The sequence below is a fragment of the Brevundimonas sp. GW821-FHT10E09 genome (assembly GCF_058809375.1).
Genome location: NZ_JBXASO010000013.1, coordinates 90,414 through 106,984, shown reverse-complemented (window position 1 = coordinate 106,984; position 16,571 = coordinate 90,414). Strand labels below are relative to the sequence as shown.

The following is a 16,571-nucleotide window of genomic DNA, read 5'->3' as shown; positions in this document are numbered from 1 at the left end:
TCAGGACAAGGACGTGGCGGGCGCTTCTGCAGCGACCTGACCCCGGCGGATCGCCCGTCCGGCGTTGATCGCCATCACCGCCGCCGGGATGGTCAGCAGGGCCCCGACCAGGAAGGGCCAGTCGTGCCCCAGGCCCGAGAACAGCGCCCCGGCCACCATGGGTCCGAAGATCCGCGCCACCGAGCTGGAGGCCATGTTCAGGCCCAGCATGGCGCCCTGCCGGTCGGGCGGCGAGGCGCGGCTGATCATGGCCGAGATATTGGGCATGGCCAGGGACATGCCGCAGGCGCCCACGGCCATGACCAGGGGAATGACCCAGCCCTGGACCAGGGGGATCGACAGGCCGCCCAGCTCCAGCCGGGTCGCGGGGAACCAGGCGACCGGCGCAAGCACCTGCAGCACAAGCGATGCGCCGAACAGCAGCATCCCCGTCGCCAGCACCCGCGCCTCGCCGAACCGCCGCGCCAGACGCCCGGCGAAGAAGCCCTGGTTCAGCGTGGATATCACGCCCACGATCATGAAGCTGAGCCCCACCTCGCGCGCGCCCCAGGCGTAGCGGCTCTCGGACCACAGGCCGAACACGCTCTCCATCGCCGAGAAGCCGGCCATATAGACCAGGGTCACGACCAGGACCCGCGACACCACCGGATTGGTCCGCGCGTCCTTCAGCCCCGCCAGGAAGGGCGGACGCGCCGCCGCAGGATCGGCCTTGGCCCGACTCTCGCGCAGGAAGACGATCACCCCGACCGCCGCCATGGCCGCCAGGGCCGCAGCGAGGAAGATCGGCAGTTGATAGCCCAGCCGTCCCAGCTGCGGCTGGGTCAGCAGGCCGCCCAGCCCCGGCCCGACGATGAAGCCCAGGCCGAAGGCCGCGCCGATCAGCCCCATCCGCCCCGCCCTCTGCTCCGGCGGCGTGACGTCGGCGACATAGCCCTGAACGGTCGAGATATTGCCCGCCCCCAGTCCGGTGAACAGGCGCACCGCGATGGCCAGCCAGATATTGGGCACGAAGGCCAGCATCAGATAGCCGACGGTGTTGGCCGCCAGCGTCGCCAGCAGGACGGGCTTGCGGCCGATCCGGTCCGACAGCCGCCCCCAGAAGGGTTCGGCGAAGAACTGGCCCAGCGAATAGGCCGAGAACATCAGGGTGATCTGCCACGCCTCGGCCTTCAGGCTCTGGGCGAAGAAGGGCAACAGCGGCACCACCAGGCCGAACCCGACCAGATTGATGAACACCACTGAGAACAGCACGGCCAGGGCGGGGGCGCGAACCTTGGGGGGCGTAACGGGCGAAACGGTCATGCCCCAGCCTTAGCGCGGCGTATCAGGCCTAGCGAGGCGGATTGTTCGCCTCCAGGAACCGCACCGTCTCGACCAGCATCTGCCGGCGCGTCACGGAACGCGACAGCCAGTGATCCTCGCCCTGCAGCTCGATCAGTTCCACCGGCTTGTCGGCGCGGCGCAAGGCCTCGGCCATGACCCGGCTCTGTTCGATGGGCACCACCGTATCGTCCTTGCCATGGATGAGCAGCAGGGGACTGTCGGCCGCGGCCGCGAGATGCGCCGGCGACAGGGCGTCCAGCGCCCGGTCGTTCAGGCGCGCGGCGCCCATGAACCGGTTCCAGTAGCGGACCGTCTGGCTGTCGTTGCGATTTTCCTGCCGCGCTTCCCAATTGACCATGCGGCGCAGGTCGGACACGCCCGCGACGGACACGCCGCAGCGATAGACGTCGCCGTCCAGCGTCAGCCCCGCCATGGCCGCATAGCCGCCGTAGCTGGCGCCGACGATACAGACACGAGCCGGGTCGATGATGCCCTCGCCCGCCAGCCAGCGTACGCCGTCGGACAGGTCCGTCTGCATCTTGCGCCCCCATTCGCCATAGCCGGCCTCCAGGAAGTCGCGGCCATAGCCGGTCGATCCCCGGAAATTGGCCTGCAAGACCGCATAGCCCCGCGACGCCAGGGCCTGGGCCCACCAGTCGAAGCCCGCCACGTCCTGCGACGCCGGCCCGCCATGGGCCAGAACCACCAGCGGCAGGCCCGAGGGTTCGGACACGCCCGGCGGCAGGGTCAGATAGCCGGGAATATCCAGCCCGTCCTGGGCCGCGTAGTGGATGGGGCGCACGGCGCCGACCTGTTCGGGGGCGATGGTCGGATAGGACTCGGCCAGGCTGTCGGCCACGCCGCGATCAAAATCGACCAGTTGATACTGACCCGCCTCGCCCGTGTCGGTGAAGACGACGACCAGGCTCAGATCATCGTTCCAGGACACCAGTCGCGGGGCCTTGTCCTTGAAGGCCCGCTCAATGGACCGCCACCGCCGCGACGCCTGGGGTTCCAGAAACTCGTACCGGACGCCGTCTTCCTCGGTGCGGGCGCCGCCGATCAGCAGACGGGTCTGCGGATGATGCACCAGCAAGTCGGGATGGTGTTCGAACGGAAGGCGGGTCCATTCGCCGGTGTCCACATTGACCTCGAACAGGACGTCCGAAGTCTCGGAATCCGTTTCCTGCTGGGCCAGGTCCGGCCGGTCGGCGCCGATGACAATCGTGCGGGGCGTGCGGCCCATGCCGTAGAAGGAGGGGGTGTCCACCGGGGCGTCGATCGCCCAGGCCTCGTGGAAGCCGCGCCCCTTGTTGGGCAGTCGCAACGACCAGCGGCCGGTGCGTTCCACATAGCGGGCCATGGCGATCACCTCGCCGTCGCCGTCCAGCACATAGTCGTCAGTCTCGCGATCCATCGCGGCCACGGAGCGGCCGCGCCCTGTTCTCAGGTCGATGCGGTGCAGATCGATCTGGTCGGTCGTGACATTGACCCCGCGCACGAACAGGGCCTCGCCGTCCTGCGTGGTGCGGATCGAAGCCGAACCGTAAAGCACGGCCAGCACGTCCGGCGTGCGATCCAGCACCTGGACCAGCTTCTTCTTCTCCAGATCCAGCACCTGGCCGAAGAACAGTTCCGACCGCGGCACGCCCAGCATGGCGATGCCCCGCGTCTGCGAGGTGACGACCAGAACCCGGTTCTCGCCGATCCAGCGCAGGTCGCGCACCTTGACGTCGCCGACGTCGGCGGCGAACAAATGCTCGCCGGTCGTCATCCGGGTGACGGCGATGGCCCGCGTCTCGCCCACGACGGTGATGCGGGCGATCAGGTCGCCGCTGGGCGACAGTTCGATATATTCGATGGCCGGCGTCGCGCCATAGGCCTCAAGCGGCGGGGGAGCCGCGCTCCGGGCCGCGCCCTGCCCCTCGCTTTGGGCCCAGGCCCCCGCATTCCCTGCGCAAACCAAAGCCGCGACCGCAAATGCGAGCGCCTTCGCCCCTGACCTGAACACCACGCACGTCCTCCCCCGAGTCGAACCTCCTTTTCGGACGCCCCGCCCGCAAGTTGCAAGAGGTCCGCGCCCCACGCGCGAAAAAAGAAAGCCCCGACCGGGTCCGGTCGGGGCTTTCCAGATCAGCGATGGATCGTGCCGATCAGCGCGGCGCTAGGATCATGATCATCTGGCGGCCTTCCATCTTGGGCGCGAACTCGACCTTGGCGATTTCATCGAAATCGGCCTGGACCTTGTTCAGCAGCTTCATGCCCAGTTCGGGGTGGGCCATTTCACGGCCGCGGAAGCGCAGCGTGACCTTGACCTTGTCGCCCTCGTCGAAGAAGCGGTGCATGGCCTTGGCCTTCACCTCATAATCGTGGGTGTCGATGTTCGGACGGAGCTTGATTTCCTTGAGCTCGACGACCTTCTGGCGCTTGCGCTGCTCGGCCTTCTTCTTCTGTTCCTGGAAACGGTGCTTGCCGTAATCGAGGATCTTGGCCACCGGCGGTTCGGAGGTGGAGACGATCTCGACCAGGTCCATCCCGGCTTCTTCGGCGGCTTCGAGCGCGGAAGAGGTGGGCATGACGCCCTGTTTCTCACCGTTCTGATCAATGAGCAGAACGCGAGGGGCGCGGATATCCTGGTTCATACGCGGCCCGTCTTTCACGGGTGGCGCTTGCATGGGACGGCGAATGGGCGTCGTTTCCTTATGTGGTCAAAGAAGGCGTGTGTCGTGATGAGCGAATGCACGCGGCTGTCGCCACGTTCCCCTCATGACGGCAATATGCGCCCAGAAGCCCGGTTTTTCAAGGCTTGGCGGGCGTTTCGGCGATATAGGCGTCGTGCAGCGCCAGCACCGCTTCGAAGACATGATCGACGCTCAGAGCCTCGATGGGGGCGAACTCCCCGCGCGTCTCGTTCGAGGCCGCCGTGCGCGTCTTCGGCCCCCAGGGACCATACAGCCACCATTCCGTCGGCCCGAACAGGCCCAGCGTCGGTCGCCCCAGCGCCGCCGACACGTGCATCAGGCCGGAGTCATTGCCCACGAACAGATCGGCCCGGTCGATGGCGGCGGCCGAGGCCAGGATGTCGCCCTTGCCCACGAAGTCGATGGCCCGAGCCCCGGCAGCCTCCAGCGCCGGCGTCGCCGGCGGCCGGTCGCCCGGTCCGCCCACGGGCATGAAGCGCCAGCCATCGAAACGCGGCTCGGCCTTCAGCTTCTCGACCAGGGCGCCCCAGCGGTCTGCGGGCCAGCTCTTGCCCGGCTGGTGGGCGATGGGGGCCAGGGCGATGATGCGACCGGGACCGGCGCCGCCGGCCAGCTGGGGATCAATGACGGCGGCGGCTTCGGCCCGCGCCTGATCGTCCAGGAAGATTTCAGGGTCCAGCGGCGTCGGCGCCCCCATCAGCCGCGACACCATCTCGACCTTGCGCAGCCCCGTCTCCCACGAACGGTTATAGACGACGCGTCGCTTGGCCGGGATCAGATAGGCCAAGGCCGAGCCCCGGATGTCGACGACCAGATCCCAGCGGGTCGAACGCACCTGTTTCCACAGATCGACCCAGTGTCCGGCCCTCTTCTTCTTGTCGAGCACGAGGGTGCGCACGACGCCGGGCGCATTGCGGAAGAAGGGCGCGGGCGGCCGGCCGCAGGCGACGGTGATCTGCGCGCCCGGAACCTGACGTGAAATCTCGCGGATCACGCCCGAGGAGATGACGCAATCGCCGATACGGTTGGAGGTGACGAACAGGACCTGGGGTGCGGACATGGGCCTGTGTTCCGCCATCACGCGGCGCGGTCAAGGGTGACGGCGAAGGAAAGTCCGGGCAGAACACCCCCCATGACCGACATCCAGCACCTGTCCCGCCCCGACGGCGAAACCCTGGCCTTCAAACGCATCGAGGGCGGCGGCCCGACCGTCGTCTGGGTCGGCGGCTTCCGCTCCGACATGGAGGGGACCAAGGCCCTGGCCCTGGACGCGGCGGCGCGCGACCGCGGCTGGAGTTTCGTCCGCTACGACCATTTCGCCCACGGCCAGTCTTCGGGCGACTGGCGCCAGGCCACCATCGGCCGCTGGCGCGAGGATGCGGTCGCCCTGATCGACAGCCTGTCCGGCCCGATCATCCCGGTCGGCTCGTCGATGGGCGGCTGGGTCGCCCTGCTGGCGACCCTGGCGCGGCCGGAACGGATCAAGGGCCTGGTCCTGGTCAATCCGGCCCAGGACTTCACCGAACGGCTGATGTGGCCGGGCCTGGCCGATCACGAACGTGAGGCCATCCTGCGCGAGGGCGAGACCCTGATCGTCGAGGCAGGCCTGGGCGAATATGTCCTGACGCGGCGCATGTTCGAGGAGGCGCGCGACTGGCTGCTGCTGGACGGCGTCATCGACATCGCCGCCCCGGTCCACATCCTGCAGGGCCGCGGCGACGACGTGGTCCCCTGGCGTCACCAGGTCGAACTGATCGAACGTCTGACGGGCGGCGACGTCCGCCTGGACCTGATCGAGGGCGGCGACCACCGGCTGTCCACGCCCTCAGACCTCGACCGGCTGGTGGCGGCGGTGGAGGGGATGCGGGGCTAAGCCCCCCGCGCCCCCGTCAACACCCCATATAGATCCGTCCGCCGATCGCGGAAGAAGCCCCAGGCGGCGCGATACTTGTCCAGTTCATCCAGGTCGAAGCGGTGCACCAGCACCCCCTCCTCCTCGGCGCCCAGGCTCTCGACCAGATCGCCCTGCTGATCGGCGATGAAGGAATGGCCGTAGAAGGTCTGGCCGACCTCGGTCACCGTTTCATGCCCGATCCGGTTGGCCCCGACGACGGGAACCGCGTTGGACACGGCGTGCCCCTGCATGGCGCGCCGCCACGGCTGGGCCGTGTGCAGGGTCGCGTCATGCGGCTCGGTGCCGATGGCGGTCGGATACATCAGCACGTCGGCGCCCATCAGCATCATCGCCCGCGCGGCTTCCGGGAACCACTGGTCCCAGCAGATGCCGACCCCGACCTTGCCGAAGCGCGTCTTCCAGACCTTGAAGCCCGTATCCCCCGGCCGAAAATAATACTTCTCCTGATAGCCGGGACCGTCGGGAATATGGCTCTTGCGATAGACGCCCAGGGCCTCGCCGTCCGCGTCCAGCATGACCAGCGAATTGTAATACTGCGGCCCGTCCTTCTCGAAGATCGAGACGGGAATGGCCACACCCAGTTCCTTGGCCACCGGCGCCATGGCCGTGACGCACGGATGCTCGCGCCATTCATAGGCCTGGGTGAACCAGTGTTCCTCCTGCGACACGCAGAAATACGGCCCCTGGAACAGTTCCGACGGCAGGATCACCTGCGCGCCCTTGCCCGCCGCCTCGCGCACGAGGTCGATCGTCTTGACGATGTTCGCCTGCATGTCCTCGCCATAAGAGGTCTGGATGCCGGCGACGGTGATGGTTCTGGAAGTGGCGAGTGACGAGTGGCGAGTGGCGAGGGAAGTCATTTCGTGCGCTCCTCGAGCTTGGAGATGAGGCCGGAAAGCATCCGGCTGATTTCGTCGGCGGAGTCGAGCAGCCGCGTCAGTGCGGCGTCCTCCAGATAGGTCAGCCGTTGGGCGATAATCAGTTGGGTCTCCACCTCCGCCAGCGATCCCCTGGCGATAGAGAGGAAACGCAGAAATTCAGGCGTGGAACGCCGGGCGCAACCTTCGGCGATGTTGGAAGGCACAGACACGCAAGCCCGCCGGACTTGGCTGATCAGTCCAAAACGCTCATCGGACGGCCATTCGCGGGTCGCCGCATAGACAAGTTCGACCCAGCTCAGCGCCTTCTGCCAGACCAGCAGGTCGCGGTAGTGACGAACCTCGCCACTCGCCACTCGCCACTCACCACTCATTCCGGCTCCTGCTGGGAGATGCAGTGGAACGAGCCGCCGCCGGTCAGGATGGCCTTGGACGGCAGCGGAATGATCTCGCGATCAGGGAAGGCGGTCGCCAGGGCCTCGCAGGCGAACCGCGCGGCCTCGTCGTCGCCATAGGTGGGCACCACCACGGCGCCGTTGGCGATCAGGAAGTTCATGTGGCTGGCCGGAATCGGGCGTTCGTCCTCGTCCAGCACCAGGCCCGGAGACGGGATTCTCAGTACACGGAGCTTACGCCCCGCCGCGTCGGTCATGCCCGACAGATCGCGCGCCGTGGCGTCATAGACCTCGGCGTTGGGGTCGTTCCGCCCCCAGGCGATGGGACAGGCCACGACGCCCGGCGCGACGAAGCGGGCCAGGTTGTCCACGTGTCCGTCTGTGTGGTCGTTCAACAGGCCGTCGCCCAGCCAAAGCACCGCCTTGGCGCCAATGGCGGCCTCCAGCGCGGCGGTCGCGACCGCCTCGTCCTGGTTCCAGGCCGGGTTGCGGTTCGGGTTCAGCAGGCACTGGCGGGTGGTCAGCACCGTCCCCTCCCCGTCATGATCCAGCGACCCGCCCTCCATGACGAAATCGTTCCACGTCAGGGCCACGCCCGCATGTTCGCCGATCTGACCGGCGACCAGATCGTCGCCCGGCATGTCGTATTTCCCGCCCCAGCCGTTGAACTTGAACGCCGCCGCCGTCTTCGACCCCTCGCCGAAGATCGGCCCGGTGTCGCGCAGCCAGATGTCGCCGAACTCACCGGCCACCACCTCGACATTCTCGACGCCCTCAAAGCGCGCCCGGGCGTCCGCCAGCACCTCGGCCTTGCCGACCATCAGCCTGACCTGCTCGCGCCCCGGCCCGGCCAGCGCCCGCACCAGCCCCTCGACCTCGTCCTGCGCCTGCTCCAGCGCCTCGAACCAGTATTCCGCATGGCTGGGCCAGCCCACCCACATGGCGCGGTGCGGAGCCCACTCGGCAGGAACGGCGGCGGAGATGGGAGCGGTCATCGGCGGGCAGGTCCTGTCTGGGGTCCAACGGAGCGGGCGGGCGACCCGCGAGCCGCGCCATATGGCCCCAACCGCCCCCGACTTCAACGGCGGGCTTTACGCAAAGAAAAAGGGCGGCCCGCGAACGGACCGCCCTTCGTCGTTTCAGTCTGGCTAAGCCTTAGAAGGCGTAGCGGACCGAGGCCTGGATCGTGCGCGGCGGGCCTTGGTTGGCGTACAGCGACGAGTTGGCGTCCAGACCGGTGCCCAGCGAGCCGAAATATTCTTCGTCCAGCAGGTTGGTCACGTTGATCTGGATGTCGGTGCCTTCAAAGCCGAAGTAGCCCAGGTCGAAGCGGGCGTCGGCGTTGACGACCGTATAGCTCGGCACCGCCAGGTCGTTGACGTCGGTCAGCCAACGCTCGCCGACATACTTGGCCTGGATGCCGGCGCTCAGCGGCCCGGTTTCGTACTTGGCGCTCAGGACGAAGGTCCAATCCGGCGTTTCCACCAGGCTCTTGCCGCCGACCGGGATGACGCTGCTCGAGCTTCTGCGATAGTCGTCCTGGATCTCGCTGTCGTTGTACGAAGCCGAAGCATAGAAGGACAGCGACTCGATCGGCGAGTAGCCGAGCTGGGCGTCGAAGCCCATCATGTCCACATCGCCGACGTTACGGTCGGTGCTGATGTTGGTTTCCGGATCATAGGCCGACAGGATGCGGTTCTGGAACTGGGTGTACCAGATGTTGGCCGAGGCGATCAGGGTTCCGGTTTGGTAGCGGTAACCGGCGTCGTAGGTCTTGCTGGTTTCCGGGTCCAGGATCGGGCTGATCAGCTCACCGTCCGCATTGTACAGAACCGTGTACAGGTTGTCGGTGCGCGGCAGGGTCAGGCTTTCCGCATAAGAGAAGTAGACGCTGCTGGCGCCGTCGAAGCGCCACGTGGCGTTCAGGTTCGGCAAGATGTCGTCGAACGTCTTCTCGCGGCTGTAAGGCTTGATGAACTGCGTAGAAGTGAAGACCGGCACACCGTCAACGGTACGCGTCGTTCCGACCCCGGCGAAAGATACCATGCCGTTCGCGAGAGGCGTCGACACGCCGTTCACAAGCCCCGTGGTCGAAGCCGTTTCCGAAGTGCAGCGAACGCTTGAGGACCCGGACTGCGAATAGCAATACTGGTTCATCTCGCGCTTGAAGAAGGGCGCGCGGACGCCGAGGTTCAGGCGCAGGTGGTCGTCCATGAACTTGCCGCGGTACTCGAAGGCGACCTGGTTCAGGATGGCGTAGGACAGACGGTCACGGGCCCGCAGATCGTAGCCGTTCAGGTTCGTGATCGTCGGACCGTTGCGGCCGCCGAAGTAGTTCGTGAAGCGCGGCTCGGTCGGGTTCGAGAAGTCGATCGTGCCGTACGCGCCGGTCTGGCGGTGACGCGCGTGGTCCAGCGTGTAGGCGAGACGCAGGGAATGGTCTTCGTTCAGGTTCCAGATCAGCGACGAGTTGATGCCGTAGCGCTGGGTATGGGTATTCGACGGGGTCATGACGCGAACCTTGTCGAGCAGATCGCCGTCGCCGTTGAGATCGACGCCGCCCGTGGCGTTGGTGCCGCGCAGAAGTGCGTCATTCTCAGCCAGAACCGTCTGCTGCGAGCCGCCGTTAGCCAGAACATACTGGAACGAGGGGTCGAAGGTGAAGATCAGACCCTCGGCCAGGGTGAAGCGCGACTGACCACGCAGGTTGCCTGTGTCCGACGGGTTGACGCGTAGGCCCCAGTAGCTGGTGCCGTTGGAATCAACGTCAGCCAAGCCATTGCGGAAGGTCGGCGCCGTGTAGGTCGGGACGAAGTCGACGTTCCAGCCGAACGGGCTGGTGTCGGCCGTCGAACCGAGCGAACCATCCGCGTTACGGAACAGGTTCGGGCCGTTGTAGTTGTTGTTGCGGTTGCGGTTCCAGTGCGCGGCCAGCGAGACGAAGTCGCCGTTGTCGCGGATCGGTTGGTAGATCTTGGCGTTGTACTGGATCTTGCCCAGGTCGCCGATGCCCTTGAACTTGTCATAGGACTGGTCGGAATAGGCCAGCCAGGCGCGGGTGCCCCAGGGGCCGACGGCGCCGGTGTTCACCAGGCCCATGACGCGCTTGTAGTTGAAGTCGCCCAGCGAGCCCTTCACCCAGCCGCCGAACTCTTCGGTCGGGGTGATGGACGAGATGTTGATCGTGCCGCCCGTGGCCGAGGCCGAGGGGCTGTCGGCGTCGGTCGTGCCGGTGTTGACCGTGGCGCGGTCGATCAGCTCGCTATCCAGCTGCTGGTTCGTATAGAGCGCGTAGTTGCCCGAGTCGTTCAGCGGCATGCCGTCGAAGGTCTGCGCGATGCGGTTGCCGTCGAAGCCGTGCAGGCGGATGTTGCCGCCCGACGAACCATACGGGTCGTTGTTGGTGAAGTTCATGCCGGGAACGAGGTTCAGGATCTCGTTGATCGACTGACCCGCAGCCTGGGTCGCAATATACTCTTGCGTGATCGTCGAACGGCTCTTGCCGACGTTCTCAGCCACGATGGCGCCGTCGATGGTGCGCGGACCGCGCGCGCCGGTGACAACGATTTCATCGACTTCAGTCGCTTGGGTGCCGGTCGATTGTGCGGAGGCGGCGCCGGCGCCGGCCAGCGTGCCGACGATGGCGGTGGTCGCCCAGAAGAGGCGCTTGCGGTTGATCATTGCATCTATCCCCAGATGAAGGCCGTACAGACCCTAAAGGCGACAGGCGGGGTCGCCTGTCGAAATCTGGCCCCATCTACGTCGGGTGTTGCAATGTCAGGCGACAGTTATATGACAACGATATGACAGAGCCCGGCTGTGGCCCTGTCGCAACATTCGTGCTGCTCTACGGGGGATTGCTTAGAAAATCCGCTCAAACATGTCGGCCACGCCATGCGCCGTCCGCCCGATCGCCCGGGGTTCATGGAAATTGCCGTTCACCTGGCTCTGGGCGATCACATGGGCGCGGAATCGGGTGAACAGGGCCGTGTCCGGCGCCTGGGGCGCCGACCAAAAGTCGTCCAGCGCCTGCTGGTCGGTCAATCCCTCGAAATCGAAGAAGGCGTCGCCCAGAACCTTGACCGGCGTATGGAAGCCCAGGGCGGACAGGGCGGCGCTGGAATTGTTCACCACCATGCCCTGAGAGGCGCGACACAACTGGGCCAGATTTCCGCCGTCGATGAAATCGACCCGGCCTTGCAGGCCGCGCTCTATGACCAGACGCCGCGTCACCGCCGCAAGATCGATCAGACCCGGATCCAGCGGATGGTTCTTCACCACCAGCCGCGCGTTCCGGGGCGCATGGGCGGCAAAACTGGTCATGACCTTGGCGAGGAAGGCCGTGTTGTCGGCGTACTGCGAATAGCGAAGCAGTTGCGCGTCGCCTTCGCGCTGGAGACAGACGATGAAGAATTCGCCGCGCGCGGCGATGACATCGACGTCATTCTCCGACGCTCGCCGCGCAGCCAGGCCCAGATAGCGCCGCACATGGCCCAGGCACTGGCTGAGGGGCGAGGCCGTGTAATGGTTGGCGTGCCGGGGAAACAGGAAGGCGCCCAACGTCTGGACCAGATGGTAGGCGGTTATGTTCACCACATGGTGAGGCAGGATCCGGCCCACGGGGATGGGGTCGGGAAGGACGGGTTCCGGCGCGGGATAGCCGTCGCGAAAACGGGGAAGGCCGCTGGACGCATTGACGCCGTTCAGCTCGACCGTGATCCAGTCTGGGCGGAAATATCCATTCTCCAGCACCCAGACGCGGGCGTCGAGCCCTTCGGTCGCCGACAGGACCGCACGATTATAGGGGCCGCCTTCGCCAAACAGAAGGAGATCGGTGAAGTCGGCCGCCACCTCCGCCAACCGTTCAGCCCAGACTTCGGCTGCGGCCTTGAACACCACGCCGCCGGCGCGGCGCCAATTCAGGGCGTCGCCGGCGTTGAAGATCATCCGCTGAACCGTCGCGCCCCGCGCCTCCAACGTCCGCGCCAGAGCGACCCCGAATCCGCCAAACGGCGCCGACACGATCAGGAATCGCCGGCCGGCCAGGCTTTGACTGCGGTGACGGGAGCCGACAGGCAGGATCGTCACCTCGCCGCCGCGCGCAGGCGTCGGGGGCGGTGCGCGAAGCCGCGATTGGACGGCCGGGGGGCTGTCCGCCCGAAGCCGGTACCGCCGCCGCCGACGCCCCGTGACCTGTCGATGCGACTGGCGAAGATCAACCATTTTACAGACCCCCAGTTCGCTTCAAGCGGCGCGGCGGGTCAAGGAAGGACTCTTCGCCGATGCAATCGGGGCGTTTGGCGGAGAATGTGACCATTGGGCTTTATCTCGCTCGCTCCAGAGGTCGGATCAACCCAAATTCCATAATGCGGCGCGATTTCGACCAACCGTTACCGCCTCTCCACATGGGAAAACCGCCATCCTCGAACGAAGACGGCGGTTTTTGATCCGTCCGATAGACGTACCTCAAGCTCCCGCGCCCCCCGATCCGACTTTCGTCGGGCCGGGGGGTCTAGGTCTTAGAAGTTGATGTCGATCGTCGCGCGACGGTTGAGCGGCTCACGCACGCCGTCAGCGGTCGGCTTGGCCAGGGCGGTTTCACCCTTGGCGTCCAGGGCGATAACGCCGCCGTTGACGCCTTGGGCGACCAGGGCGTCCGCAACGGTGCGCGAACGACGGTTCGACAGGCCGAGGTTATAGGCGGCCGAGCCCGAGGTGTCGGTGTAGCCGACGATCAGGACGCGCGTCGGACGGCCCGACTTGGCGTAGGTCGCGGCCTGGCTGACCACCGAACGGGCCTCCGTCGTCAGGTCCGAGCGATCCCAGTCGAAGTAAACGACGAACTGGCGGGCGACCGGAGCCTGGGCCACCGGAGCCGGGGGCGGCGGCGGGGGCGGAGGAGGCGGCGGCGGCGGGGGCGGAGGAGGCGGGGGCGGGGGGGCGTCTTCAGCGCCGAAGCTGTAACGCAGACCCAGGGTCACGGTGTGCGACTGGTCGTAGTCGCCGTCCCATTCGCCGAACGAGGTCGCGCCGACGCCGGTGCCGACCGTGGTCGAGGCGAACGAGGCGTCGCCCGTCAGATAGCGGTAGGTCAGGTCGATATTGGTGCGGTCGCCCACAGCCCAGGCCAGACCGGCGATCGCCTGAGCGGCGAACTCGGTCGAGCTGTCGTCAGCACCGAAGGAAGCGCCGCGGTTGGCCCGCAGATTGCCGACAGTGTCGGTGTTGACGTGGTTCACGCCGGCGCCGAGACCGACGAAGGGACGGATGCCCCAGGCTTCATAGCCGAAATCGTAGATGACGTTGGCCATCAGGGTGGTGGACTCGATGTCGCCTTCCGGAGAGAAGCAGCCGCCGGTCGCCGGGGTCAGGTTGCACAGGCCCTGGGTGCCGGAGACGGCGCGCACGGTGCCGATGTCGCCCGAGCGGTAGCCGCCTTCGAGTTCAACGCGCCAGTTGGGGTTGAAGCGATAGCCGAGACGGGCGAAAGCCGCCCAACCGTCGTTCACTTCATAGTTCCAGTTGGCGCCCGTCGTCGACGATTCGGCGTTGATGTCGTCGATCATGTGGTAACCGGCGTCGATCGCGCCGTACCAGCCGTTCGGTTCCGCCGAGGCCGCGCCAGCTGCGAACAGCCCTGCGACGGCGACGGAGGCGAGAAGTTTGAGCTTCATAGCTTCCTCAATCTGTAAAATGCCTGAAGCCGAGCTGCTGCCCGACGTTCCCGAGCCAAACGGCATCGCTGGCCGGTTGTTCCGCCCGCCTGGGATGAATGTGGCGACTGTGGCGCCGTTTCAACACAATGGGCGAACGAGGGTCGGGAAACCGCGCCGTTCGTGACGTGTCGCGGCTTGCGTTGACGCCGCGTGAGGGGCCTAAGTTCGTCGCAGAGGAAACCGTTCTGGTCTCAAGTCGCGCGTAAGGCGCGACAGGCCCGCCCAACACAGAAGGATCTCCGTCATGCGTGAAGCCGTCATCGTCTCCACCGCCCGCACTCCCATCGGCCGGGCCTATCGCGGGGCCTTCAACGACACCCAGGCCCAGCGGCTGGGCGCCCATGCGGTGAAACACGCGGTCCAGCGCGCCGGCGTCGATCCGGCCGAGATCGAGGACGTGATTATGGGCGCGGCCCTGCAGCAGGGTTCGACCGGCACCAACGTCGCCCGCCAGATCGCCCTGGCCGCCGGCCTGCCCTCTTCGGTTCCAGGCATGAGTCTGGACCGCCAGTGCGCCTCGGGCCTGATGGGCATCGCCACGGCGGCCAAACAGGTGATGTTCGACCAGCAGAAGATGGCGGTCGGCGGCGGGCTCGAGAGCATCTCCCTGGTCCAGAACCAGTACATGAACCTGTACCGGGCCAAGGACGAGGCTCTGCTGAAGCTGGCGCCCCACATGTATATGTCGATGCTGGAGACGGCCGAGGTCGTGGCCCGCCGCTATGACATCAGCCGCGACCGCCAGGACGAATACGCGCTTCAGTCCCAGCAGCGCACGGCGGCGGCCCAGGCGGCAGGCCGGCTCGACGCCGAGATCGTACCCATGACCACCACCATGCTGGTCACGGACAAGGCGACCGGCGAGACCACCTCCAGGGAGATCACCCTTTCGAAGGACGAGGGCAACCGGCCCGAAACCACCCTGGAGGGGCTGAAGACCCTGAAGCCGGTCTTCGGCGGCGGCGAGGAGATCGAGCAGGGCGAATACATCACCGCCGGCAACGCCTCCCAGTTGTCGGACGGCGCCTCGGCCTGCGTCATCATGGAGGCCGGCGAGGCGGTGAAGCGCAATCTCCAGCCGCTCGGCGCCTATCGCGGCATGGCGGTGGCGGGGGTGGAGCCCGACGAGATGGGCATCGGCCCAGTGTACGCCGTGCCCAAACTGCTGAAGCGCCACGGCCTGACGGTCGACGACATCGGCATCTGGGAGCTGAACGAGGCCTTCGCGGTCCAGGTCCTCTACTGCCGCGACACCCTGGGAATCCCGGACGAACTGCTGAACGTCTCGGGCGGCGCCATCTCCATCGGCCACCCCTACGGCATGTCCGGCGCCCGCATGACCGGCCACGTCCTGATCGAGGGCAAGCGGCGCGGCGCAAAATACGGCGTCGTCACCATGTGCATCGGCGGCGGCATGGGCGCGGCCGGGCTATTCGAGATCTTCTGAGGTTCCCGTCTCCTCCCTGTCGCGTAGCGATGGGGAGGATACGTCTAAACCTTCTCGCTGACCTTGATCGCCACCCGGCAGCCGGCCTTGATCACCCCGCTCAGCAGCCGATAGGCCGGGGCTTCGCGGCTGCCGTGTTCGATGGCATGATCGTGGTGGGCCAGCTCCTCGTCGCGGAACTGTTTCAGTTCGGCGGCCAGCGCGGGATCGCGCTCGCCGATCTCGGCGATCTGTTCGGCGTAGTGTTTCTCGATCACGCTCTCGACCGCCTCGGTGCAGGCGTGGGCCGCCTTCTCGCCCATCAGGGCCGTGCCCGCGCCCAGGGCCGAGGCCGCGATCCGCCACAGCGGCGTCATCGCCGTGGGCCGCACCCGGCGTTCGTTCAACAGCCGTTCGAACCGGGCCAGATGCACGGCCTCCTGATCCTGCATCTCGCCCAGGTCGCGCACCATGCCGCCGTGCGCCTTGCGGCCCTCGAACACGGCCTTCTGGGCGCGATAGATCAGGACCGCCGCATATTCGCCGGCGTGATCGACCCGCAGGATCTCATCCATCCGCGCCTTGTCGGCGCCGCGGCCTGGCCGGGGCAGAGGGGGACGAGGCCGGGAGTCGGGGGTCGCCGCGTCGGTCATGCGTCAGGCCTTTTCGATCCGGGGGGCGCGGGCGTCCTTGGGGCGTTTGGCCGCCAGCAGGCTGAACCCCGCCAACGCGAGGGAGAGGAGGGCGTTCCAGCCGGCCATGGACAGGCCCAGCCAGCTCCAGGCCACGGCGTCGCACATGGCCACCCTCTGGGCCGGCCCCGTGCCGAGCGCCAGGGCGGTCAGGCTTTCCAGATCGACGTCGCCCCCGCCCACACAGGTCGCGGGCAGGCTCCACCACTTGTACTCGCCGCCCATGTGGAAGACGGCGGTGACGGCGCCGGTGGCGAAGACGGCGGCCAGCAGGAAGGCGGCGATCCGGGGCGTGCCGCGCCGGCTGCCGCTCAGCAAGGTCCAGGCGGTGGCCACCGCCGCCACGGCGACCGCGCCCCAATAGACCTCGCGCTGTTTGAGGCAGAGGTTGCAGGGCGCCAGGCCCGCGAACCGCTCGAAGGCGTGGGCCGCGCCCAGCATGGCCAGCGACGCGGCCAGGGCGAAGGCGGTCCACCAACGGGTCATCAGGCGATAGATGTCTCTCATCGTGCAGCGGTCTTAAC

Annotated in this window: 14 protein-coding genes; 2 read left to right on the top strand and 12 right to left on the bottom strand. The window is 66.9% G+C overall.

The window, feature by feature from the left end:
* From AC1RSI_RS13285 to AC1RSI_RS13270, 4 genes are all read right to left on the bottom strand, one after another.
* Window positions 1-1,302, bottom strand: a complete 1,302-nt coding sequence (locus tag AC1RSI_RS13285) for an MFS transporter (RefSeq protein WP_291752797.1) — start codon at window positions 1,300-1,302, stop codon at window positions 1-3.
* Window positions 1,303-1,330: 28 nt separating this feature from the next.
* Window positions 1,331-3,337 carry an alpha/beta hydrolase family protein gene (locus AC1RSI_RS13280; RefSeq protein ID WP_447941205.1) on the bottom strand — a complete coding sequence of 669 codons (2,007 nt, stop codon included), beginning with the start codon at window positions 3,335-3,337 and terminating at the stop codon, window positions 1,331-1,333.
* 139 nt (window positions 3,338-3,476) lie between these two features.
* Window positions 3,477-3,998 (bottom strand): translation initiation factor IF-3, encoded by a 522-nt coding sequence (infC, locus tag AC1RSI_RS13275; RefSeq protein ID WP_035309352.1) that lies wholly within the window; start codon window positions 3,996-3,998, stop codon window positions 3,477-3,479.
* 124 nt (window positions 3,999-4,122) lie between these two features.
* On the bottom strand, window positions 4,123-5,085 hold the full coding sequence (locus AC1RSI_RS13270; protein ID WP_154726382.1) for a glycosyltransferase family 9 protein: 963 nt from the start codon (window positions 5,083-5,085) through the stop codon (window positions 4,123-4,125).
* Window positions 5,086-5,157: 72 nt separating this feature from the next.
* Here AC1RSI_RS13270 and AC1RSI_RS13265 point away from each other — a divergent pair, with 72 nt between their 5' ends.
* Entirely contained in the window at window positions 5,158-5,898 is a 741-nt protein-coding gene (locus AC1RSI_RS13265; protein ID WP_154726381.1) for an alpha/beta fold hydrolase, read from the top strand.
* Here AC1RSI_RS13265 and aguB read toward each other — a convergent pair.
* The 6 genes from aguB to AC1RSI_RS13235 all read right to left on the bottom strand — a co-directional run bounded on the left by aguB (window position 5,895) and on the right by AC1RSI_RS13235 (window position 13,887).
* Window positions 5,895-6,800, bottom strand: a complete 906-nt coding sequence (gene aguB / locus AC1RSI_RS13260; RefSeq protein ID WP_154726380.1) for an N-carbamoylputrescine amidase — start codon at window positions 6,798-6,800, stop codon at window positions 5,895-5,897. The genes AC1RSI_RS13265 and aguB overlap by 4 nt on opposite strands.
* A complete protein-coding gene (locus AC1RSI_RS13255) occupies window positions 6,797-7,192 on the bottom strand; it encodes a four helix bundle protein (RefSeq protein ID WP_154726379.1) in 396 nt (131 codons plus the stop codon). Before AC1RSI_RS13255 ends, aguB begins: the two co-directional genes overlap by 4 nt.
* On the bottom strand, window positions 7,189-8,208 hold the full coding sequence (locus AC1RSI_RS13250) for an agmatine deiminase family protein (protein WP_154726378.1): 1,020 nt from the start codon (window positions 8,206-8,208) through the stop codon (window positions 7,189-7,191). Before AC1RSI_RS13250 ends, AC1RSI_RS13255 begins: the two co-directional genes overlap by 4 nt.
* A gap of 160 nt (window positions 8,209-8,368) precedes the next feature.
* Window positions 8,369-10,894, bottom strand: coding sequence for a TonB-dependent receptor (locus tag AC1RSI_RS13245; RefSeq protein ID WP_154726377.1), 2,526 nt, complete (start codon window positions 10,892-10,894; stop codon window positions 8,369-8,371).
* 180 nt (window positions 10,895-11,074) lie between these two features.
* The gene (locus AC1RSI_RS13240) at window positions 11,075-12,301 is read right to left on the bottom strand and encodes a capsular biosynthesis protein (protein ID WP_154726376.1); all 1,227 of its coding nucleotides are present in this window, start codon (window positions 12,299-12,301) and stop codon (window positions 11,075-11,077) included.
* 431 nt (window positions 12,302-12,732) lie between these two features.
* Entirely contained in the window at window positions 12,733-13,887 is a 1,155-nt protein-coding gene (locus AC1RSI_RS13235) for an OmpA family protein (protein WP_008258844.1), read from the bottom strand.
* A gap of 286 nt (window positions 13,888-14,173) precedes the next feature.
* On the opposite strand from AC1RSI_RS13235, the gene AC1RSI_RS13230 reads away from it, so the two are divergent.
* Complete coding sequence (locus AC1RSI_RS13230) at window positions 14,174-15,376, top strand: acetyl-CoA C-acyltransferase (protein ID WP_154726930.1); 1,203 nt, start codon at window positions 14,174-14,176, stop codon at window positions 15,374-15,376.
* A 44-nt stretch (window positions 15,377-15,420) separates the two neighbouring features.
* Here AC1RSI_RS13230 and AC1RSI_RS13225 read toward each other — a convergent pair whose 3' ends face one another.
* Together AC1RSI_RS13225 and AC1RSI_RS13220 are read right to left on the bottom strand one after the other, a co-directional pair.
* A complete protein-coding gene (locus tag AC1RSI_RS13225) occupies window positions 15,421-16,008 on the bottom strand; it encodes a demethoxyubiquinone hydroxylase family protein (RefSeq protein WP_035310313.1) in 588 nt (195 codons plus the stop codon).
* Window positions 16,009-16,011: 3 nt separating this feature from the next.
* Window positions 16,012-16,554: a disulfide bond formation protein B gene (locus tag AC1RSI_RS13220; protein ID WP_008259882.1), complete on the bottom strand. Its 543-nt coding sequence runs from the start codon at window positions 16,552-16,554 to the stop codon at window positions 16,012-16,014.
* Between the last annotated feature and the right edge of the window lie 17 nt (window positions 16,555-16,571).